This window comes from Bacillus sp. FSL K6-1560, from assembly GCF_038592935.1.
Classification (GTDB): Bacteria; Bacillota; Bacilli; order Bacillales; family Bacillaceae; genus Bacillus; species Bacillus subtilis.
Genome location: NZ_CP151946.1, coordinates 2,114,492 through 2,135,837 on the forward strand (window position 1 = coordinate 2,114,492; position 21,346 = coordinate 2,135,837).

26 protein-coding genes, 1 other RNA gene and 2 pseudogenes are annotated in these 21,346 nt (G+C 40.8%); 19 read left to right on the plus strand and 10 right to left on the minus strand.

The features are described from left to right. Nucleotides 1–174: 174 nt before the first annotated feature. Both NYE22_RS11800 and NYE22_RS11805 read left to right on the plus strand, forming a co-directional pair. Complete coding sequence (locus tag NYE22_RS11800) at nucleotides 175–378, plus strand: DUF6501 family protein (RefSeq protein WP_003231245.1); 204 nt, start codon at nucleotides 175–177, stop codon at nucleotides 376–378. A 355-nt stretch (nucleotides 379–733) separates the two neighbouring features. Then, nucleotides 734–1,078: a PH domain-containing protein gene (locus tag NYE22_RS11805; protein WP_003220141.1), complete on the plus strand. Its 345-nt coding sequence runs from the start codon at nucleotides 734–736 to the stop codon at nucleotides 1,076–1,078. A 93-nt stretch (nucleotides 1,079–1,171) separates the two neighbouring features. Here the strand turns inward: NYE22_RS11805 and NYE22_RS11810 are convergent, their stop codons facing one another. Both NYE22_RS11810 and NYE22_RS11815 read right to left on the minus strand, forming a co-directional pair. After that, nucleotides 1,172–1,405: a hypothetical protein gene (locus tag NYE22_RS11810; protein ID WP_003231251.1), complete on the minus strand. Its 234-nt coding sequence runs from the start codon at nucleotides 1,403–1,405 to the stop codon at nucleotides 1,172–1,174. 4 nt (nucleotides 1,406–1,409) lie between these two features. Beyond that, nucleotides 1,410–1,673 carry a hypothetical protein gene (locus NYE22_RS11815; RefSeq protein ID WP_004399338.1) on the minus strand — a complete coding sequence of 88 codons (264 nt, stop codon included), beginning with the start codon at nucleotides 1,671–1,673 and terminating at the stop codon, nucleotides 1,410–1,412. A gap of 66 nt (nucleotides 1,674–1,739) precedes the next feature. Here NYE22_RS11815 and yocM point away from each other — a divergent pair, with 66 nt between their 5' ends. Further along, on the plus strand, nucleotides 1,740–2,216 hold the full coding sequence (gene yocM, locus NYE22_RS11820; RefSeq protein WP_342412724.1) for a salt stress-responsive protein YocM: 477 nt from the start codon (nucleotides 1,740–1,742) through the stop codon (nucleotides 2,214–2,216). Here yocM and NYE22_RS11825 read toward each other — a convergent pair. After that, on the minus strand, nucleotides 2,203–2,430 hold the full coding sequence (locus tag NYE22_RS11825) for a hypothetical protein (RefSeq protein ID WP_014480021.1): 228 nt from the start codon (nucleotides 2,428–2,430) through the stop codon (nucleotides 2,203–2,205). The genes yocM and NYE22_RS11825 overlap by 14 nt on opposite strands. A gap of 77 nt (nucleotides 2,431–2,507) precedes the next feature. Between NYE22_RS11825 and NYE22_RS11830 the strand changes: the two genes are divergently transcribed. The 6 genes from NYE22_RS11830 to NYE22_RS11855 all read left to right on the plus strand — a co-directional run bounded on the left by NYE22_RS11830 (nucleotide 2,508) and on the right by NYE22_RS11855 (nucleotide 7,635). Then, nucleotides 2,508–2,840 (plus strand): hypothetical protein, encoded by a 333-nt coding sequence (locus NYE22_RS11830; protein ID WP_014480020.1) that lies wholly within the window; start codon nucleotides 2,508–2,510, stop codon nucleotides 2,838–2,840. 74 nt (nucleotides 2,841–2,914) lie between these two features. Next, nucleotides 2,915–3,406, plus strand: coding sequence for a TraR/DksA family transcriptional regulator (locus NYE22_RS11835; protein ID WP_014477068.1), 492 nt, complete (start codon nucleotides 2,915–2,917; stop codon nucleotides 3,404–3,406). 151 nt (nucleotides 3,407–3,557) lie between these two features. After that, complete coding sequence (gene azoJ / locus NYE22_RS11840) at nucleotides 3,558–4,184, plus strand: FMN-dependent NADH-azoreductase AzoJ (protein ID WP_003231260.1); 627 nt, start codon at nucleotides 3,558–3,560, stop codon at nucleotides 4,182–4,184. Nucleotides 4,185–4,420: 236 nt separating this feature from the next. After that, a non-coding RNA gene (gene ssrS / locus NYE22_RS11845) (6S RNA) lies at nucleotides 4,421–4,607 on the plus strand. Between the two features lie 141 nt (nucleotides 4,608–4,748). After that, on the plus strand, nucleotides 4,749–6,524 hold the full coding sequence (recQ, locus tag NYE22_RS11850) for a DNA helicase RecQ (RefSeq protein ID WP_015714092.1): 1,776 nt from the start codon (nucleotides 4,749–4,751) through the stop codon (nucleotides 6,522–6,524). 247 nt (nucleotides 6,525–6,771) lie between these two features. Further along, the gene (locus NYE22_RS11855) at nucleotides 6,772–7,635 is read left to right on the plus strand and encodes a 3D domain-containing protein (RefSeq protein WP_014480017.1); all 864 of its coding nucleotides are present in this window, start codon (nucleotides 6,772–6,774) and stop codon (nucleotides 7,633–7,635) included. 607 nt (nucleotides 7,636–8,242) lie between these two features. Here the strand turns inward: NYE22_RS11855 and desR are convergent. From desR to NYE22_RS11880, 5 genes are all read right to left on the minus strand, one after another. Next, entirely contained in the window at nucleotides 8,243–8,842 is a 600-nt protein-coding gene (gene desR / locus NYE22_RS11860; protein ID WP_004399356.1) for a two-component system response regulator DesR, read from the minus strand. An 18-nt stretch (nucleotides 8,843–8,860) separates the two neighbouring features. Continuing rightward, a complete protein-coding gene (gene desK, locus NYE22_RS11865; protein WP_014480016.1) occupies nucleotides 8,861–9,973 on the minus strand; it encodes a two-component sensor histidine kinase DesK in 1,113 nt (370 codons plus the stop codon). Nucleotides 9,974–10,092: 119 nt separating this feature from the next. Continuing rightward, complete coding sequence (gene desE / locus NYE22_RS11870) at nucleotides 10,093–11,151, minus strand: fatty acid desaturase DesE (protein WP_004399588.1); 1,059 nt, start codon at nucleotides 11,149–11,151, stop codon at nucleotides 10,093–10,095. 162 nt (nucleotides 11,152–11,313) lie between these two features. Further along, the gene (locus NYE22_RS11875; protein ID WP_014477062.1) at nucleotides 11,314–12,291 is read right to left on the minus strand and encodes an LD-carboxypeptidase; all 978 of its coding nucleotides are present in this window, start codon (nucleotides 12,289–12,291) and stop codon (nucleotides 11,314–11,316) included. A 63-nt stretch (nucleotides 12,292–12,354) separates the two neighbouring features. After that, nucleotides 12,355–12,852, minus strand: coding sequence for an N-acetyltransferase (locus NYE22_RS11880; RefSeq protein WP_014477061.1), 498 nt, complete (start codon nucleotides 12,850–12,852; stop codon nucleotides 12,355–12,357). Between the two features lie 170 nt (nucleotides 12,853–13,022). On the opposite strand from NYE22_RS11880, the pseudogene NYE22_RS11885 reads away from it, so the two are divergent. Together NYE22_RS11885 and NYE22_RS11890 are read left to right on the plus strand one after the other, a co-directional pair. After that, nucleotides 13,023–13,807: pseudogene (locus tag NYE22_RS11885) on the plus strand (VLRF1 family aeRF1-type release factor). Between the two features lie 136 nt (nucleotides 13,808–13,943). Next, nucleotides 13,944–14,480 carry a DUF420 domain-containing protein gene (locus tag NYE22_RS11890; RefSeq protein ID WP_003231280.1) on the plus strand — a complete coding sequence of 179 codons (537 nt, stop codon included), beginning with the start codon at nucleotides 13,944–13,946 and terminating at the stop codon, nucleotides 14,478–14,480. A gap of 89 nt (nucleotides 14,481–14,569) precedes the next feature. Here NYE22_RS11890 and NYE22_RS11895 read toward each other — a convergent pair whose 3' ends face one another. Continuing rightward, on the minus strand, nucleotides 14,570–15,247 hold the full coding sequence (locus NYE22_RS11895) for a lysozyme family protein (RefSeq protein WP_014480011.1): 678 nt from the start codon (nucleotides 15,245–15,247) through the stop codon (nucleotides 14,570–14,572). Nucleotides 15,248–15,441: 194 nt separating this feature from the next. Between NYE22_RS11895 and czrA the strand changes: the two genes are divergently transcribed. Continuing rightward, nucleotides 15,442–15,765, plus strand: a complete 324-nt coding sequence (gene czrA / locus NYE22_RS11900) for a Zn(II)-responsive metalloregulatory transcriptional repressor CzrA (RefSeq protein WP_076458013.1) — start codon at nucleotides 15,442–15,444, stop codon at nucleotides 15,763–15,765. 26 nt (nucleotides 15,766–15,791) lie between these two features. On the opposite strand, the gene csk22 is transcribed toward czrA, so the two are convergent. Further along, entirely contained in the window at nucleotides 15,792–16,337 is a 546-nt protein-coding gene (csk22, locus tag NYE22_RS11905; RefSeq protein ID WP_095843767.1) for a mother cell-specific sporulation protein Csk22, read from the minus strand. A gap of 205 nt (nucleotides 16,338–16,542) precedes the next feature. On the opposite strand from csk22, the gene NYE22_RS11910 reads away from it, so the two are divergent. The 7 genes and pseudogenes from NYE22_RS11910 (at nucleotide 16,543) to csaA (ending at nucleotide 21,332) form a co-directional block, all read left to right on the plus strand. Next, complete coding sequence (locus NYE22_RS11910) at nucleotides 16,543–17,481, plus strand: YafY family protein (RefSeq protein WP_085187620.1); 939 nt, start codon at nucleotides 16,543–16,545, stop codon at nucleotides 17,479–17,481. Nucleotides 17,482–17,534: 53 nt separating this feature from the next. Continuing rightward, on the plus strand, nucleotides 17,535–18,017 hold the full coding sequence (locus NYE22_RS11915) for a GyrI-like domain-containing protein (protein ID WP_014480008.1): 483 nt from the start codon (nucleotides 17,535–17,537) through the stop codon (nucleotides 18,015–18,017). Nucleotides 18,018–18,092: 75 nt separating this feature from the next. Continuing rightward, nucleotides 18,093–18,793 (plus strand): annotated as a pseudogene (locus tag NYE22_RS11920) (MBL fold metallo-hydrolase). A gap of 5 nt (nucleotides 18,794–18,798) precedes the next feature. Then, entirely contained in the window at nucleotides 18,799–19,374 is a 576-nt protein-coding gene (locus NYE22_RS11925) for a TetR/AcrR family transcriptional regulator (RefSeq protein WP_029318048.1), read from the plus strand. A gap of 77 nt (nucleotides 19,375–19,451) precedes the next feature. Beyond that, the gene (locus tag NYE22_RS11930) at nucleotides 19,452–20,195 is read left to right on the plus strand and encodes a GNAT family N-acetyltransferase (RefSeq protein WP_319620038.1); all 744 of its coding nucleotides are present in this window, start codon (nucleotides 19,452–19,454) and stop codon (nucleotides 20,193–20,195) included. A 14-nt stretch (nucleotides 20,196–20,209) separates the two neighbouring features. Then, entirely contained in the window at nucleotides 20,210–20,935 is a 726-nt protein-coding gene (locus NYE22_RS11935; RefSeq protein ID WP_080474439.1) for a helix-turn-helix domain-containing protein, read from the plus strand. A 64-nt stretch (nucleotides 20,936–20,999) separates the two neighbouring features. Further along, nucleotides 21,000–21,332, plus strand: a complete 333-nt coding sequence (gene csaA, locus NYE22_RS11940) for a chaperone CsaA (protein WP_286316310.1) — start codon at nucleotides 21,000–21,002, stop codon at nucleotides 21,330–21,332. Nucleotides 21,333–21,346 lie beyond the last annotated feature (14 nt).

Sequence of the window (21,346 nt, forward strand, 5' to 3'; positions counted from 1 at the left end):
CACATTGATTCCTGGATTGAATAGCAGAAATAAGCTGTGATAGTTGCTTCAAACGTAAGCGTATACAAACATTCTATAATAGAAATCAAGGCAAAATCAATGAATAACCGATATTGCAATTTACAAAAGAAAAAAGCTACAATAAGCTTATAGATAAGAAAAGGAGATTTCATCATGATTCATAAAAATTGGCTTGAAAAAGAAACAATTAAAAAAGTAAAGTGTGTGCAGACAAACGCAAAAAAATATATCGTAAACCGCGTTTTAACGCCGGGAAAAGAATATGAAGTAAAAAATGAAACAGAGGAGTTTCTCTTTGTGGTCGACAATACGAATAAAGTCGGCGGCTATTATAAAGAATACTTCGAAGAGATGTAATGCTTCCTTGAATAATCAGGAATATTTTGTTAAAAGTGGTCGATCCACAAAACCGCAGCTCAGCTGCGGTTTTTTTGTGGTTAAAACAGGAAATATAAAACAAGAATAAAAAATCATTAAAAACCACTTTTTTATAAAAACATTGCTGAATATTGAAACTTTTTTCTCTATATGTGCGTATTACTTGATGACAACAGCTTAAAAGCCAAAAAACAAATCAAAAATTTGAAAAATGTAATCTGTTCGTAATGGTTTAAATGTCTTCTATGTCGTATTCTTATATAGGGATAAAGGACTTATTTTTATGTAGTGAATGATAAAACAAATAGATAAATGCAGAAAGAGGGGTTCTTCATTGGGTATTTTTTCTGTTAGCAGATCAACGGACGCAAAGAAGCTTGAGGCTTTGCTCGTTGAAGGGGAAAGAATAGAATCGATTTATAAGCTCCGAGTGGACCAAATTTGCTTTACAAATAAGCGGATCATTTTCTTTGACAATAAAATGTTTTCTAAAAAGAAGGTTCGTGTATTTCTTCCATATAAAACAATTGAAAGCTTTGCCATTCAAGAAGCGGGAATGTTTGATCCGGACACTGGGCTTTTATTGATGACAAGAAGCAAAACGTTCGAATTAGAATTTGCGAAAGACACCGATTTAAGCGAGGTTCAGGCGGTGCTGACAAAGCATTTGTGCAGCTGAATATTTGATGAGCCAGCCGTTCAAAAAATGGTTAGGCTTTTTTTTATATATAAAAACAAGAACAGGGCATGTGCGCCCTGTTCTTATTACTTATTACACCACACTGTTTTTCGCTGAGTTCGAATCAACAAGATCTGCATCTAATACATTTGAAATCGGTACGACAAGAGGAGTAAAGTCGCCATTTTCTTCTCCAAACCCTTGATTTATTTTAGCTGATAAAAAGTAATCGACCTGCTGATACGGACCGAGTGTTAAAGAGGAACCACGGTCCATTGTATTGATTTTAAATCCGCCGACATTCACGACGGAGGGAGAAAAGAACATCTCATCACTTCCTTTTGATTGAGGAGTTAACCGCTTCACTTTCAAAAGAGGCCGGAGAATCAATTTGGTCTCTGTCATCCACATGGCTTCTCGTGCCCATAAATCCGCTCGCATCTCCAAAATTCTGTCCGTAGCCTTGATTTTTTTTATCAGAATTTTGCCATTCTGCCAATAAATTTTGTCCTACGTTAACCGCTGAAGCATTTTCAAAGGAATTAATTTTCAGCATGAAAATATTAATATTGATATACGGAGTTGGTTGAACCACAGGCAAACCTCCTTTCTATAGTTGTATGCTGGCGGTTATAAAGTATGTTAAGACAGGGGGCTTCAAATGGATTTCGAAAAGATGAAGCAGTGGATGGAATTCGCACAGCAGATGTACGGCGGTGACTTTTGGAAACAGGTATTTGATGAAGACCAAAAAACCCCTTTTATGACAAATGGCCAATCTCCGTTTCCGTTTGCGCAGCAAGATCAGCGAGGGAAAGGAGATGCTTCATTTCCGAGCATGGATATTGTAGATACCGTTACGGAAGTACAATTTTTAATTTATCTTCCAGGCTACCGTAAACAAGACGTTCACATATTATCGTACGGAGATTATTTAGTGGTGAAGGGGCAGCGCTTTTCCTATTTTAATGAACAGGACTTTCGCCAAAAAGAAGGGAGATACGGAAGTTTTGAAAAGAAAATTCCGCTTTCCGATCATCTTCATGGAAAGATGAATGCCATTTTTAAAGACGGAATCCTATACATCACTATTAAAAAAGACGAAGGTCAAGCGAAAACCATTGTTATTGATGATTGATTTTCATACTGAGTGCATCTGCCCCATCACGGTCATCAATTGATTCAATCGGAATGACCATGACAATAACATCTGCATTTTGTTCCCCAAAACCGTTATTTCTTTTGATAGCAGAGCGCCTGTTCCTTAACTCCGCAGAACCAAAGGTAAGGGATGAGCCGGTGCCTATCGAGTTAGTCTTGAGATGAGAAATATTGATGTTAGTCGGAAGCATGAAAACCTCTCCTTTCTATGGGATATACCTCATTATATATGTAGACGAAAGAGGAGTATGCAAAGGGTCGTGATGTCATGAAAAAAATGTTCCGGTCGCTGATCAGGCATTGCTTGAAACCAGAACTTGACAAACTGCGTGAATGTGAAGAAAGACTCTCAGTGATTGAGAAACAAAAACAAAGCAGCAAACAGGAGTCTGAAGAAACCTATATACATATTGAAACGCTGAATGTCGAAAAAATTGACTATCATCTTGAATTCGGCGAGCTGACCATTGATGAACTGAGCGGCAGATTAAATATAGGCGCAACCTATTATATACCGCCAGAAGAGAAGGACAAAAAGTGCCAACGAAAACCCGAAGCACCATCGACGCCAGCGGTCACGATCCGTTCAAAAAGGCAGTAGCTCATCTTTCCATTGATGTTCCCATGTTTGACAGAAGGCAAAACGGGAAACAGGATAGAAAGGAGAGGATATACATGGCACTGACAAAAGAACAAACACAGCATCTCTATCATAAATTGCTCGATATGCAAAAAGAATTGTCTGGCGAGAAAAAGGAAACAGAATCAATGACGGAAGAAGTGGGGGAGCTTTCCAATGGGGTTGACAACCATATGGCAGACCACGGGACGCTCGTCACAGATCGGATGACAGACCAAACAGTGAGAGAGATTGACCGGGAGCTGTTAGAGGAGGTCAACCGTGCATTACAAAAGATGAAAGACGGAACTTACGGCGTGTGTGAAAAAACCGGCCAAGAGATTCCTTACGAAAGACTTGAAGCTGTTCCTTATGCAAGAATGACAGTTGAGGCCCAAGCTGATGTGGAGGATGATCTGGAGACAGATGCTCCTTCTTATGAAAGAGAGTTTCATGAACAGGTAAAAGACTTATCCAACAAAGAAACAATTGATCAAAAAAGCTCGCAGACGTATGAAATCTTGGATCGTGAACAAGATTCGAAGTAAAAATGCCATGCAAGTACACCGATATTAGATGTACTTGCTTTTTTTTTGAAAAAAAATCTCATATTCAAAATAAAGTGATTGACTTTGCGTAAAAAAGAAAGTAACATACTATTTGTAAGTAAATATAAAAAGTTTACCGGGAGGAATACAGATGTCTACAGTTTTATTTGTAAAATCAAGCGACCGTACAGCTGAAGAAGGCGTTTCAACTAAACTTTACGAAGCTTTCTTAGCTGCTTATAAAGAAAACAACCCTAATGATGAAGTGGTTGAATTAGATCTTCATAAGGAAAACCTTCCTTACCTTGGCAGAGATATGATTAACGGAACATTTAAAGCAGGTCAAGGAATGGAAATGACAGAAGATGAGAAAAAACAAGCAGCAATTGCTGACAAATATCTGAACCAGTTTGTAAAAGCTGACAAAGTTGTTTTCGCATTCCCGCTTTGGAACTTCACAGTGCCAGCAGTGCTTCATACTTATGTTGATTATCTGTCTCGCGCAGGCGTTACATTCAAATACACACAAGAAGGACCAGTCGGTTTAATGGGCGGCAAAAAAGTTGCGCTTCTTAACGCTCGCGGCGGTGTCTACTCAGAAGGACCAATGGCTGCACTTGAAATGTCATTAAACTTCATGAAAACAGTTCTTGGTTTCTGGGGTGTTCAAGACTTGCACACAGTTGTCATCGAAGGACATAACGCAGCACCTGATCAAGCGCAAGAAATCGTTGAAAAAGGTTTACAAGAAGCAAAAGATCTTGCTGCAAAATTCTAATAAAGCCAAGACTCCTATCGTTACAAATAGGAGTCTTTTTGTATATACACATTAATATAGAAGAAAATAATCATTCGCTTTTAGCGAAAAAGGCTGTTTTTTTTATTGTAATATATTTTTTGTTTGTCGAATTGTCAGGTATTTTGGAGAAAAAACAGTTTTATTCACTGGAAAAAGTTTTTCTAAACAATTGTTCTGACCTCTTGATTAAAACCGCCTGATGGTGTACTATATTAAAGAAGCTACTTTGTGCGTATTGTTAATTAAGTTTTAACCTTTAAGCTGTAATAGGGAGTTTTATATCGAAGCCGGAATGTCATGCCTCCATTGCAGAGGACGACAGGAACGTTTCTGCAAACACCCACTTTGAGGAGTGGTGGTTTAAAACTTTCTTACTTGCATACGGCAAGACGTAGCGAAAGCCATTTCCTTTTCGGAAATGGCTTTTTATTTTATCTAAAAAGGTTTGGTATAGTGAATATTCCATTTTTGTGTGAAAGAAATGAAGGCCGCTTTTTTATGATATGATGGGAGAAATTCAAGGAAAAGCGAGGTTTACACGTTATGTTACATAGAGCCCAATCCCTTCTGGCTCATTATTTTGGTTATGAGAAGTTTCGGAGCGGCCAAGATGAAGCGATCCGCTTGGTGACGGAAGCGAGGCAAAATACGGCCTGCATTATGCCGACGGGAGGCGGCAAATCGATTTGCTATCAAATTCCGGCATTAATGTTTGAAGGGACGACGATCGTCATATCACCGTTGATTTCCTTGATGAAGGATCAAGTTGATGCGTTAGAAGAAGCGGGGATTAACGCCGCCTACATTAACAGCACACAATCCAATCAGGAAATATATGAGAGGCTGAACGGACTCAAAGAAGGGGCTTATAAACTTTTTTACATTACACCAGAGCGACTAACGTCCACAGAGTTTATCCGGATTTTGCAGGGCATAGATGTTCCTTTGGTCGCAATAGACGAGGCGCACTGTATTTCTCAATGGGGCCATGATTTCAGGCCAAGCTACAGGAATATTGAAATCTTGTTCCGTGAATTACATGACAAGCCTGTCATCATGGCGTTAACAGCAACAGCCACACCCGAGGTTCATGATGATATTTGCAAACAGCTGCATATTCAAAAAGAAAACACGGTATATACCGGATTTTCCCGAGAGAATTTAACCTTTAAAGTAGTAAAAGGAGAAAATAAAGATCGGTTTATAGACGAATATGTGCAAAACAACAGGCATGAAGCAGGAATTGTCTATACAGCGACCAGAAAAGAAGCTGATCGGATATATGAGAGATTGAAACGAAATCAGGTCAGGGCAGGCCGGTATCATGGAGGTTTGGCTGATGATGAGAGAAAAGAGCAGCAGGAAAGGTTTCTTAATGATGAGCTTCAAGTGATGGTGGCAACCTCTGCTTTTGGAATGGGTATTGATAAATCAAATATTAGATTTGTTCTGCATGCACAAATTCCGAAAGATATGGAAAGCTATTATCAAGAGGCAGGACGAGCTGGACGGGACGGCCTTGCCAGTGAATGTGTTCTCCTGTTTTCACCGCAGGATATTATGGTGCAGCGCTTCTTAATTGAGCAATCAGAACATGAAGAGAAACAAAAGCAGGATTTAAAAAAGCTGAGACAAATGGTCGACTACTGTCATACCGAAGATTGTCTGCAGCGTTTTATCCTTATGTATTTCGGAGAAAAGGAGCCTGATGCGTGCGGACAGTGCGGAAACTGTACCGATACAAGAGCGGCCCATGACGTGACGCGGGAGGCGCAAATGGTCTTATCTTGTATCATTCGCATGAAAGAACGGTTTGGCAAGACGATGGTTGCCCAGGTACTTGCCGGCTCCAAAAATAAAAAAGTTCTTGAAAACGGCTTTTCAGACCTTTCAACATACGGGATATTAAAACACCAATCCGTTGGCGAAATCAGCGATTTTATCGAATTTCTTATTTCTGACGACTTCATCAGGATGTCAGACGGAACGTTTCCGACTCTTTTTGTCAGCAGTAAAGGAAGGAATGTGCTGAAAGGAGAATTATCAGTAGCGAGAAAAGAATCGTTAAAAGCGGCAGCGATTACTGAAAATGACGAGCTATTTGAACGATTGCGCATGGTTCGGAAAGAAATTGCGGCTGAGCAGGGTGTTCCGCCATTTGTTGTTTTCTCTGACCAAACGTTAAAAGAAATGTCAGGAAAACAGCCCGTAAATGATGATGAACTTTTGTCTATAAAAGGAGTCGGAGAACAAAAAAGAGCAAAATACGGCCGGCTTTTTTTACAAGAAATACAAGCTTATGCAAGGATGACAGACTAAAAAAACAGAAAAACAATCTTTTTTTCTATAAAAAACACATTTTATTTTCTCTGTTTCGCCTCAAAATAAAAAGACCTGCGAAGCCTATTATATCAAGGGTTCAGCAAGTCTTTCCATCAGAGAGAAATCCTTCATGTAAAGGAACTGTAATCTAAATCATATCTTTTTGTTATTGATTTGACATTTACGTGTGTTACGATATCACCTGTTAGCCGCCAATAAAAAGCTAACAAGGGAGGATTTACTTATGAAGAAGACGATTATGTCCTTTGTGGCAGTTGCTGCACTTTCAACAACTGCATTCGGAGCTCACGCTTCTGCAAAAGAAATTACGGTGCAAAAGGGTGATACGCTCTGGGGAATCTCTCAGAAAAATGGAGTGAACCTAAAGGACTTAAAAGAATGGAACAAGTTAACTTCTGATAAAATCATTGCAGGAGAAAAACTGACCATTTCTTCAGAAGAAACAACCACGACTGGGCAATATACAATTAAAGCGGGAGATACGCTTTCTAAGATTGCTCAAAAATTCGGCACGACAGTCAACAACCTGAAAGTTTGGAATAACTTAAGCTCTGACATGATCTATGCTGGATCAACTCTTTCAGTAAAAGGTCAGGCAACAGCAGCAAACACAGCTACTGAGAATGCGCAAACAAACGCACCTCAAGCTGCGCCAAAACAAGAGGCTGTGCAAAAAGAGCAACCTAAACAAGAAGCTGTACAACAGCAACCTAAACAAGAAACAAAAGCTGAGGCAGAAACTTCTGTTAACACAGAAGAGAAGGCTGTTCAATCAAATACAAATAATCAAGAAGCTTCAAAAGAACTAACAGTTACTGCTACTGCTTACACTGCTAACGACGGCGGCATTTCCGGCGTTACAGCTACAGGCATTGACTTAAATAAGAACCCGAACGCGAAAGTTATTGCGGTTGATCCTAATGTGATTCCGCTAGGTTCTAAAGTTTATGTTGAAGGCTACGGGGAAGCAACAGCAGGAGACACTGGCGGCGCTATTAAAGGAAATAAAATCGACGTATTTGTACCAAGTAAAAGTGATGCATCTAATTGGGGCGTCAAAACTGTAAATGTTAAAATCTTAAACTAATAATATAGATTGTGGTAAAAGACATGAGCTTTTGGCTTGTGTCTTTTTTTCGTTCTGCTTAGAGCTGTTTATATCATATGCTGATAAAAGAAAGTGGTCCCGTTTTTCTCTTTATGTGCGATTCAGGGGCTCTCGGGTTAAAAGATTGATTCCACATTACAGAGACATTCGGCATCATGACATTTATAGCTGGTTGTTACTATCTTTGATCAGCGAAACGAGCTGGTGTTGTATCTTTTTTGGCAGATAATAAGCAGTTGGATGTAGCAGATGCCATTGACGGATTCGGATTGATTTCAGACGGTTCTTTATTGTGTTATTAGGCTCTTGCAGTTGGGCATGGCAGCTTCGGGAGCGAAGTGGCACAACTTTGTCATACTGAAAATACAATATAATCAATATCAGAAATTCTGCTGATGTGCAATGGCCGACCATTTTAACAGGGATATCATTCAATCCAGTCTTTTATTGGGCTGTTAACCAAGCAATCGTTCAGCGGGCATAGGAGCGAGGATATGGATCAGTTTAATTCTTCTGGTTGCGGCGAGGTTCTCAAACGGGAATTTCAGGTTAAAAAAAGGATCCTGGCAGATGCCAAGATCCTTTTTTATTTAAACCAGCCTTTTTCCTTTGACCGGGTAATGGCTTCAATTCGATTTTTCACTTCAAGCTTTTCTAGAATCATTGAGATATAATTCCGCACCGTCCCGCTTTTGATGCTGAGTTCCTGAGCGATTTCTTTTGTGTTTTTACCGTCAGCCACAAGTTCAAGCACTTCTTTTTCTCTATCTGTAAGAGGGTTAGCTTCGCTGTATAAGTCCTCCATCAGCTCAGGTGCATAGATTCGTTTTCCGTTCATGACGCTACGGATGGCGTTGGCCAGCTCTTCACTCGGACTGTCTTTTAACAAATAGCCTTTAACACCAGCTTTAATAGCTCTCTGAAAGTAACCGGGTCTGGCGAAGGTGGTTAAGATGATAATTTTGCAGCCTGTATCTTTTAGCTCCTCAGCAGCTTCAAGCCCTGTTTTTCCGGGCATTTCAATGTCCATAATACATACATCAGGCTGGCGTTTTTTGACAAAATCAACAGCATCTTGGCCGGTTGTACCTTTGCCTACGACTTCCATATCGTCTTCGAGGTTTAGAAGTGATCCTAAAGCGCCCAGCAGCATTTGCTGATCTTCTGCAATAAATATACTAATCATATAAGCCATCCTTTATGTTTATTTTGAATTATTAGGAATTGCCATGGTAAGCTTGGTTCCGTTTTCGGTATTGATGTGAAGGCTTCCATTTGCAAACTCAAGCCGTTCTCTCATCCCGAGTAAGCCATGTCCTTTTGAAAAGGAATTTTCTTCTCCTTTGAATGTTCCATCGTCAGACACTGTTATCACAACTTCCTTCCAGAGCTGCTGAATGTCAACTCGGCAAGTTTTAGCCTGGCTGTGTTTGACGACATTTGTGACAGCTTCCTTTAAGCACATACTCAAAATGTTTTCATTCAGCAATGAGATATTTTCGGGCCATTTCTCTTCTTCATAGATAAACATAATGTCAGCTGCTTCGAGAATTTGTTTGATGTTGATCAATTCATCCTTGAGCCGTATGCCCTTCATAGAGGAAACGATTTTTCTTACTTCATTTAAAGAAGTTCGCGCTGTTTGCTGAACACTTTTCAGTTCACGAGCTGCTTGTTCGGGATCTTTGTATATCAATTTTCTTGCTAAGTCGCTTTTTAAACCGATAAGAGAAAGCTTTTGCCCAAGCGTATCATGGAGATCGCGGGCAATTCGCTGACGTTCTTCTAATTTTACCAGTTCTGCAATCCGTTCATTTGCATCCTCGAGCTTTTCTTCAAGCCGTTCGCGCTCCTTGCGGCTTCTTATACTAAAGGGCAATAAAATTGCGCTGATGAGGGTAATGACGACAAAAGGAATTTGTGTCAGAAAGAATTCCTTTTTTAATACGAGACTGAAATTGGCTGCGACGGCTGCGCTTATTAAATGGACATAATATAAAATATGAAAAGGGACGCGTTCCTTAATGTTTCCAATAAAATACGCGATAAAAAAAGCAAAATAAATATAACTGAACAGGGTAATGGAGGCGGTTGAAATGCCAATTAATAAAAATCCCCACAAATAAATGGTCCAGCCTTTTGAGACAAAAGCAAATCGATATACCGAAAAAAATAAAAGCGTCAAAATGATGCCGACAATAATAACAAATGTAGATGATGATTTCCATATAAAGTAGAAGGGGAGGATGAAAAATATCGTCCATATATAGGGCGTAATCCCGTTTAGTTTTTGAAATGTAAAATGATTTTTAATCATGATCTTACCTCATTTTCAGCTTTTCATCTTACTTGTAACTTTATCATTGTGAAAGCCAGAATGCACCCTCCAACAATAAAAAGGAAGCCTTCTAGTATATTAGAAGACCTCCTTTATCATCAGGCATTCTTCCGCAGCTTCTGTTTTTCTGGTGAATCAGGCGGAAGGCTTACAGGTATATGTTTTATAGCCCGAAATGACACAAACTGTTTGTTATCTTCATCCCAAAGACGGAACGCGAGTGATTGCAGGCTTGTTTTTAAGGTGATTGTCGGTACGTTTTTTAATGGTTCGTGATGTTCATGAGCAACTTCAAGCTTATAGTTAGGCACCTTTGGACTCAAATGATGAACGTGGTGGTAACCAATATTGCCTGTTAGCCATTGAAGCAGTTTCGGGAGTTTATAAAATGAACTGCCTTCAACAGCAGCCTGAACGTAGCTCCAGTTTTCATCCGCTTCAAAATAAGAATCTTCAAAGGTATGCTGCACATAAAACAGCCAAACACCGATTGAACCTGAAATCAGAAATATCGGGCCTTGCACCAGTAAAAACGATTGCCAGCCAAAGATCAGACAGCAAGCGGCAGCCAACGCGACAATTGCCAGATTCGTAAGGTATGTGTTTACACGTTCCTTGCGTCTTGCGCCTTTTTTGTTAAAACGGTTCGTGATCAGAAAAACATAAATCGGTCCGAGAATAAACATGATAAACGGGTTTCTATAAAGTCTGTATGCAAGCTTTGTTCGTCTTGATGCAGCTTTATATTCGTTTACTGTTAACATCCAGATGTCTCCTGTTCCGCGTTTATCCAGATTGCTGCTAGTCGCATGATGAATCGAATGGCTGTGCTGCCATTGAAGATACGGGAATAAAGTCAGGACACCTGTCAGAAAACCGAGAATGTGGTTATAGCGTTTTTGTTTGAAAAAAGATTGATGGCAGCAGTCATGGAAGATGATAAAAATTCTTGTCAGAAAACCTGCGGCAATCACCGTTAATGCTAACGTAAGAAGATAGGAGACATCGAGGCTGAGATAAGCAAGAAACCATAGGCCGAAGAATGGGATAAACGTGTTTAAAAGCTGAATCAGGCTGTTTTTTGTTTCAGGCTGAGCAAATGCAGCGACTTGCTTTGTCAGCTGTTTTTGTTTATGTGCAATGGTTTGTTCAGTCATAGTAAGTATCCTCTCATTGTGTGTCTCGGTTCAGTATACGCTAATGAGAGAAGTCTTTTGTAGTAGCACACATCATGCCTCCTATATGACATTTGTCATGTCTCGTGCGGCATGCATAACCGATTGCGCTAAAAAAGCTTGTAAAAAAAATTTACAAGCTGATTAATGTTTATCAATCCATATGCGTGATGTACCCGAAATAGCTTCAATCCTGCATGTTCCTCCTATAGGGAACGTGGCAATTGGCGAGGTATGTCCGGCATTTATATTTGCGATGATCGGGATGCCGGATAATTCTTTTTTTGTTTCGATCATGGCTTTTACAAGATCCATTGATACGTTTGATGCTTTCTGAAATCTGCCGATCAAAATCGCCTTTACATGTGAAAAAGCGGGGAGGTGGATGAGTGATTGCAGATCGCGGTCAAACATATGGATGTCTGACATATAATCATCTTCAATCAATAAAATAGTATGTTCTGTTTCAGGAAAATACTCCGTACCCTGCAGCAAATTAAGCGTGCATAAGTTTCCGCCAATTAAAGTGCCTTCCGCATAACCTTCTTGGATTACAACAGGGCCGTTATTAGGATAAAAACGCCTGTTTTCTTGATCCAAAAACCAGCGATCATCGCTCCACTCACTTGAAGGAAGAATTTCAAACGGATCGTCTGAAGCGCAGCAAGAAAGAAAATACTCTTGTGTATAATCAAGCCCTTTTTTCATTGCAAATGTTGAGAAGTGGGGACCTGAATACGTAACAAGACCCGTTTTTTGATAAATAGCGTTGCAAAGAGCGGTTATATCGGAATAGCCGCACAGAATTTTTGGATGTCGTTTGATTTTCTCGTAATCAAGATAACGCAGCAGCTGATTTGAATTAAACCCTCCGAGTGTCGTTAAAATCGCTTTGACGCCTGGATCAAAAAAGGCAGCGTGCAGATCATGGACTCTTGACTCGATAGAGGATGAATCAAATTCGTTACATTCATTTGCGTGTTCAGCGATGGTTACCCGATAACCTAAGCGTTCTAACGCCGTTTTTGCTTGGATTTTTGCTTCATTTGATAATATAGACATGCTGGTCGCGGGAGACACGATCCGGATTTCGTCTCCCTTTTTCAGTTTTGAGGCGTACATAGAACCCTCCATCAATGGTTTTATACCATTACAGCATATCTTGGCTCTTTCTTCCAGACTTTTTTACAAATCAACCCACTTAATGCTGCCGGATTGGGTATCATGATCGATACATACTTTGAATTGATGTTTTTCATAAAAGTGAATCAGCCGGTCTACATGATTCCAATCCCGTTTGGCGATGTCTCCGGTGACTTTCGGTATATTATGGTCTCTTGCAATATCTTTTAAATATTTCATGCAAATGGAGCCAAACCCGTGATTCGGAGGGCCTTTGATGTCCCCTATATGAATGGCATCGTCCTTGTAAGACGCTACAAGTGAAAAACAGCCTTTTCCTCGGTATGCCGTTTTACAATCAGTTAGCATAATTTTGCATGTTTGGCCATCATCAATCGAGGAAACAATCATCCACTCATCATGTTTCGATTGATCAATACCAAGCACTTTGGCATCTTTAGATAAATCCTTCATATTCTCCTGCATGCGATAAATTTGAAATTCTAAATCATTTAGTTCTTCTTCAAGCTCTTGACGATTTTTTTCTTTAATAGTAAACAAGATCAAACTCCTTTCAAAAAACAGCTTAGAAACACAGTTACCAATTGTATTAGAAGAGAGGCGTATTGTAAACAACAATTCCATTATTACTAGAAATTAGCGGAAAGTCAGGTTTGATCGTTTTTAAGAGAGGAAAAAGAAAACTAACCTGTGAAAAAGGAGGAATCGGAATGGCGATTGATTCATTGATTAACAAATTACAGTATGTCCAATTGGAACCGCCGGATAAAATTTTCTCTCTCTGTATCTCAATACAGACATGAGAGATCCAGAGCAGCAGGGGGGAGAATGGAAGATTGCCCTAAAGTCAGGATTCAGCCGATTAAAAGAGTATTTGGCAGCTAGTGATCCAGAGGAGGAAAAGTGTCTGGATGGAATCAGGGCTAAAATGAATCAATACTTGAATGCAATGGGAAAAGACATGCCCCGCAGTCTCGTGTTTTTTGTTTCCGACAGCGGCATATGGGAACCTATTAAGCTTCAAGTCCCTGTAGATACAAGATTTTACTGGGAAGAAACAGCTGTCCTGGATCAGCTGAAGGATTTGCGCCAGGCATACCCAAGTACGGCGTTTATTTTAACTCAGCAGCATGAAGTGAAAATTATTGAAACCGTTTTAGGGAAAATTGAGGCGGTGGAGCGTTATGAGTATGATATGATCAATGAGTCTTGGAAGAATAGCCATTCCGCTGTAGACAAAGCGCCACCATTTGAAGAGAACCGGATGAGGGAACATGTAACAGAGAACCAATCGAGACTGTATAAGCGGCTGGCTGCCAGCCTTGATCAAAAAGCTGCCGCGAAAAGATGGGAACGAATGGTTATTGCCGGGGATAAAGAAACGGCCGATATCTTGGATCAGCATATGAATAAACCCATTCATTCGAAAATTCAAAAGAACCTGCTGAATGAAAATGAACATAAGGTCATTGAACATTTGATAAAAGAGGCGTAAACCTAACAGGCCGGGGCTAATAGCCTCCGGCCTTTGAAGTGTGTCTAATTTCTGACGAAGCAATCGAAACCGTTGACATCTTCTTTGAATTTGCATACGATTTGGATAGCCAGTACAAATTAGGAGAGGTCACCAAATGAACCAAACAGAAAATAAACCGAAAAATTACACGGGGATTGTCCTTACGCTGACAGTTCTGATTAACGGTTTAATCGCAGTGCTGTTTTTTATGCCTAAATTAGATCAGTTCAGCCATGCGAATATTCACATTTTGCCAATGCTGAATGCGATATTCAACAGCTTTACGTTTATCTTCTTATTGGCCGCGCTGATTATGATTAAACAGAAAAATATCAAAGCTCACAAACGCTTTATTTTGGCCGCATTCACAACAACATTACTATTTTTGATTTGCTATGTGACGTACCACTCGATTGCGGAAAACACGCTCTATGGCGGAGAAGGTATTATGCGCCCGATTTATTTCTTTATTTTAATTACACATATCTGCCTTTCTGCAATCATTGTGCCGCTTGCGCTGTTTACGCTGATCAGAGGCTTCAGCATGCAGGTAGAGCGCCACAAAAAAATTGCGAGATGGACAATGCCTCTATGGCTGTATGTAAGCCTTACAGGCGTTATTGTATATTTGATGATTTCACCGTATTATTAAAAGCCATACTCAGTATGGCTTTTTTTACGTGTAAACATGGCAAAAGCCCAAATTCATTTTTGGGCTTTTGTCAGTAAATTGATAGACTCTTATTCATGAGCCTTGGATTCCATGGTTTCAAGTGTTGCAACCTGCAAAGATTCTTCAACAGTTTTTGTTTTTTCTTTTACTTTTTCTGCATACGTATAATCACCGTAGCAATACGGATAGCGGAAATTTTTCGCATTTCCCCCGCAAGTATACAGATCAGGATTTTTTTTGACTTGCTGCTCGGAGTATTGTTTTGCCAATTCCTCAGTATGCGTTCCTCCATGTTCAGCTACAAAATCAATGTAACCTGCCCCCATGTTGTAGCTTTGAATAATGGTATCCAAATCCACGCCTTTTTCCTTACCGGTCTTGTACATGAGGGTAAATTGCTTGATGCCTTGTTTAACACTGAGTTGAGGGTCTGTTATCTCATTGCGTTTTAACCCCAGAGATTCAGAGGACTGCATGGGATCATTGCCTTTTCCTTTTGACTCCTGATACATCATGCCTAATATGAGTGATGTATAATTAGAGAGTCCTTGGCTTTCAAGCTCTTCTTCCACCAAGGGTTTGTAATCGGTTAAACGTTCCAAAACAATCGTTTTCGTATCGATCGGAAGTTTTTTGACTAAATCCCGGTTGAAAAAAAGCAGGACCAATAAAAAAGAGGCGATGACAAAGACAAAAATCATCATAAAACCCGCAGCAGCGAAACAGCCTTTTCTCTTTTTCTTCACTGTGTTTCACCCTCAATGTTTGGAGCAGTATGACCTTTTTTATTATGACATAAGACGGTATATCAGACCAAGTAAAAACCTGATTTGAAACATAAATTTAAACTATGAGATTGAAATGGAATACAAGCAGGCTGGTTTGCACTCAAGCGCATTTGTTATAAGATAAAACTATGAATAAAGAAAGGTGATACCATATGACTGAATTTAGAGAAACGGAACAATCGGCTGCTGATCTGGACGAGGAGACGCTGTTTCTAGTCGCGCAAACATTCAAAGCGCTTTCTGATCCTACCCGAATCAGAATTCTCCATTTATTGTCCCAGGGTGAGCATGCAGTAAACGGAATTGCAGAAAAGCTGAATTTACTGCAATCCACCGTGTCCCACCAACTTAGATTTTTAAAAAATCTTCGACTTGTCAAATCGCGCAGAGAAGGAACATCGATTTATTACTCTCCGGAGGATGAACATGTTTTAGATGTTCTTCAGCAAATGATCGATCATACACAGCATGATTGAAAAAGACATCCTTGCTTAACTCGCTGCTAGCGGGCAAGGATGTCTTTTTCTTTATTGTGTCCGTGCTGTTCGAGTTCGTTTCTGCTGAGCTTGATGACAAAAGAAGAAAAACCGATATAATAAACGGCTATCAGAAAAAAGACGCCTATTGTCAGAGGGTCCGTTCCGATTGACTGACTGTAAGATCCAAGGCTGTTTAGATCAGGCGAGGTAAGATAAAGCTCTGTCACTCGATATAGAAATCTTGACAGGAATAAGGTTAGGAGAATCATTTCTACCCAAATATGAGTCCGAAAATAGATCTTTCCTCTGCGTTTTTCAAAAGAGATGTTTTTCTTAGCGAAAAAGACAAGGAGCCATCCGCCAAGAATGCCCAAAATGAGATATCCATATAAAAAAGGGTGAATGGCGCTGAAGATTGAAAGGCCAAAAGCAAACAGCGAGAAAAGAATGATACGGGTGAACAGCCAGCGGGGCTTCAGCGGCTGGTATCCGATGGACCTTTTAATTTTTTTATACAGAAAAAAGATGATGATCATGGCAGGATAAACGCTCTGAAGTGTAAGATGCATGATGTGAAATCCCCTCCGTTGAGAAGTGTATGCTTATCCGGTCAGAAATAGTAGCTGAAATAAATACTGAACACAAAAAAGAAGGGGAAACCCCTGTTTTCATAGCATATGCAAGGTGTATTCCGCCGCATAATAGATATGCCCAAGCTTTATCAAAATGTTATGATTGTTTTGTTGGAAAATACAAGAAGAAAAGGTGCGCAGAATGAAACTGGAACGTTTGTTAGCGATGGTTGTGTTATTGATCAGCAAAAAACAAGTGCAGGCTGCAGAGCTTGCTGAGCTGTTTGAAGTATCTGTCAGAACAATTTACCGTGATATTGAGACGATCAATAGGGCTGGTATTCCGATTGTGACCTCACAGGGTTCCGGGGGCGGAATTGGCATCATGGAAACATATCGGCTTGAAAGAGAGTGGCTGAAGGAGGAGGAATTGTTTGCAATTGCTTCCGCTTTGCAAAGCGTTTCATCTATGTATGAACCAATTTCTCACAGCACAGCCTATCAAAAAATCAAACACCTTATACCTGAGCAATCTGCTCAAGCATTTAAGCACCAAACAGAAAAATGGTTTATTGACATGACGGCATGGGGCCATACCGAGGATCAAAAGGCGCTTCGTGAGAAAATCAGCGCCGCCATCGATCGGTTGTCAACGATATCTTTTACATATACAAGCGCAAGCGGGGAAACACTTCTTCGTGAAACTGAACCTTATACATTGGTTTGCAAGGCGGGGCACTGGTATTTATATGCCTACTGCCTGGTAAGAAATGATTTTCGTTTTTTTAAACTAAACCGGATGAAAGATCTGGCTATCTTACATCAGACCTTTATCAGAAAAGACATTCAGCTGGACACTTTGCCATGGGATAAGAATTGGTACCAGAAGGGCCGTTTAACTGAATTGGTTATTCTTGTTCAGCCGGCAGCACGTCAGCGTATAGGTGAATGGTTCGGATATGATGTCCTTCACTGTGAGGAAGATGAAATCTGCCGGGCAGTGATTTCACTTCCAGAAGATCAATGGCTGATCGGTTTTTTGCTCCAGTTCGGAAAGGATATTGAGGTTCTGCAGCCTCTTCATATACGGGATAGAGTAAAAGAAACCATTCATCACATGCAAAAAATATATGAAACCTGACACACTGCTGTCAGGTTTCTTTGTCTATAATCTTAAAAAAAGGAGGAGATCGTATGGGCTTTTCACATATAACACACTTAGACCGGAAACGATTTGCCGGACTGTCACAACGGACAAGCAACGCACTGGAAATGACGGAAGAAAGGAGGATTCCGGCACTGTGGGACCAATTCTGGAAGCAGGATATGAGCGCTCTTTTATCACAGGCTGAAAAAGACAAGAGCATTATTGCCTTATATTCGAATTATGAACAAGAGACGAATGGGTTTTATACGTTTTCAGTCGGAACGTTTCAGGAATACGACGACATTCTTCCGGGACCATATGAAAACATTGATTTGCCGGCTTCCGCTTACGCCGTTTTCACTTCCAGAATCGGTCCTATTGAAGAGATTGTGCTTGAAACGTGGAAGGAAATTTGGACTTGGGATAAGCGGCATCTGCGCACGTTTACAGGTGATTTTGAGATGTATGATCAAAGTGCCGCAGTGCCACAGCGAGCACAAGTTAACATTTATGTAGCGATAAAAAAATAATAAACTCTTGAAAAACTAATGGTGTTAGTTAATAATAAAACTAACGCCATTAGTTTTTGTTAGGAGGGTAAAAAGATGAGAATTACTCAGTACCAAACGGTTTGGCAGCTGACTTTTTTTCCAGCATTGTTTCCGGTTAATTGCTATTTAGTAGAGGAAGAAAACGAAGTCACCCTTATTGATGCCGCACTGCCAGGCAGCTATAAAGGGATTATTCAAGCTGTGAATCAGCTTGGAAAACCGCTTCAGCATATTTTACTGACTCATGCACATGGGGACCATGTCGGATCACTGGATACATTGGCACAAACATTTCCGCATGCAAAGGTCATGATCTCGGAACGGGATTCATTCTTGCTTCAAGGTGACACATCCTTGCGGCAAGATGAGCCGCAGACGCCTATAAAAGGAGGTATTCCGAAACACATACAAACAAAGCCTCACCAACTGCTGACGGGCGGTGAAACAATTGGTTCTCTGCTTGCCATTCCAACACCGGGCCATACACCGGGCAGCATGTCATTTCTTGATACAAGAAACGGCACTTTAATAGCAGGAGATGCGTTTCAGTTGCGCGGAGGAATCGCTGTATCAGGTCAGATAAAATGGACGTTTCCTTTTCCCGCTTTCGCCACATGGAATAAGGAGAGGCCATCAAAAGTGCACAATTGCTCGCCGATAAGGCGCCTTCCTGTCTCGCTGTCGGACATGGAAATTTCCTGAGATCACCCGCAGAGCGGATGAGACAGGCGATCCAAAAAGCAAAGAAAGGATGATGAGCATGTCACCGAGAATAGGTTTGACCCAAAAAATGATTGTAGACGCTGCAGCGGAGATTGCCGATCAGGAAGGGGTAAATGGTGTCTCACTTGCGGCACTTTCTAAAAAAATGAATGTGCGCCCCCCGTCATTGTATAACCATATCAACGGGCTGCAAGCGATCAGAACAGAACTTGCTGTCAGAGGACTGACAAAGCTTTTTGATCAAATGGCGGACTCCGTAACCGAACGAAAGGGAGATTCCGCTATGCTTTCTTTAGCACATGCATATGTTGATTTTGCAATTGAAAATCCCGGATATTATGAAGCGGCTCTGCTTAAGGTTCAGGACAAACGGACGGAAATCGTCTCTGACCAAATTGTCTGTCTTGTGACGAAGCTGCTCATTGAAAACGGCTATGCAAGTGAAAAGACTGCCATTCATGCGACAAGGGGGCTTAGAAGCCTGCTGCATGGCTTTACTGCTTTAATCGCAAAAGAAGCATTTGAACGTGAAGAGGACATTTTAGAAAGCCTGTCATTTTCAATTCGGACATTTTTGTCGGGATTATTAATAAACAATAAAAATATTATGTAAACAAATAAATGGATGTCTTATATTTCTGAATATTGTATAATATCAAGGGAGTATACATAGGGGAGAGGCATTATGCAATGGATGACATTCACAAGATTGAACGGTTAGCGGCAGCTTCATGGCCGGCTTATTTTCAAAAAAGCATAGGGCAATGGCTTCTCAGAGCGAATTTTGGCGTAACCAAAAGGGCAAATAGCGTATGGACGTCTGCGGATATGCCAGAAGGGGATTTTCAGCTAGAGGCTGAACTTTTTTATCAAAGTTTAGGCTTACCTGTTTGTTTTCATATTAGCAACGCATCACCGAAAGGGCTTGATGACGCATTGGCAGACAGCCGTTATGAAAAGGTAGACGAGTGCTTCCAGATGACAGCGTTGTGCCGGTCAATTATGAGCCGAACAAATGACAACAGCCGATTTACATACAAGTGGGAACAAGAGCCATCATCTGTTTGGATAGATGAATTTATTCAATTAGAAGGGTTTTCACCCGAGCGTCACAAAGGTTACAAACACATTTTCGAACGCATGCCGCCGTGTAAAACTTTTTTCAAGATGTATGACAAAGAAAGCCTGACAGCGCTTGGCACGGTTTCTGTCATTGATGGTTATGGCGGACTTAGTAATATCGTTGTAGCTGAGGAGCACAGAGGAAAAGGGGCAGGAACCCAAGTGATCAGGGTGTTGACTGAATGGGCAAAAAACAACGGAGCGGAACGCATGTTTTTACAAGTGATGAAAGAAAATCTGGCGGCAGTTTCTTTATATGAAAAAATCGGATTTTCGCCTATATCGGAACACCATTACCGGATTAAAAGCTGACCAAAGGAAGGGGGTTGCTGATGGATTCGCTTCAAGAGATGATTTGCGAAAAACGGACATACACACGCCTTTATCATTCACATAAGCACGCGTACAGCCAATTTCTTTTTCCGCTTGAAGGGAGTATTGATCTTGAGACTGAAGAGCGCCAGGTGAAATTAAAGCCAGATCATTTTTTATATATTCCGCCGGAGTGTGAGCATCGTTTCCGTTCTATCGGAAGAAATGAATGTCTTGTACTGGATGTTCCGCTTCATGCAATGAAAATTGATGAGTATCGTGCAGGATCGGGAATTGAAGCTGCACTCGATCCTTTCTGGTCTTCGATCAGGTACTTGCTGACAGAGGAAGCAAAGGCCGGAACAGCCAACTCGCTTCATATGCTAGTACAATACATAAAAGAAAAGCTTCAATCCCATAGCTATGCCTCAATTGCATACATTCACAGCCATTTATTTGAGCGGCTGACGATTAAGAAGCTGGCAGAAATCGAGCATTATCACCCAGCTTACTATTCAAGCTGGTTCAAAAAACAGACAGGGAAGTCCCCGCAGAACTATATTGCCGACCTTCGCCTTGAGGAAGCAAAACGAATGCTGATGGAGAGAAATGTAACCCTTACCGTCGTGAGCGAGGCGCTGGGCTTTCAAAACCTTTCTTCTTTTACAAGATGGTTCACGAAAAGCACAGGAATGCCGCCCCGCCTGTATCGAAACACCTTATATTCAGATAAAAAATAATGGCTATTTGGTTAAACAAATCTTGAATATCTCCTTTACAATAGGAGAAAAAGGAGTTATTGATATGGCAGTCATTGAAGACTTTGAGAAATTGGATATCAGAACGGGAACAATTGTAAAAGCGGAAGAATTTCCTGAAGCAAGAGTACCGGCAATCAAGCTTGTGATAGATTTTGGGACTGAAATCGGCATAAAACAATCGAGCGCACAAATCACGAAGCGTTACAAGCCAGAAGATCTCATCAACAAGCAAGTCATAGCAGTCGTGAACTTTCCGACCCGCCGGATCGCCGGATTTAAATCGGAAGTCTTGGTCCTCGGGGGCATACCCGGCCAGGCCGACGTCGTCCTTTTGCAGCCGGATCAGCCTGTCCCAAACGGCACAAAAATCGGATAACGCAAAAAAAGACG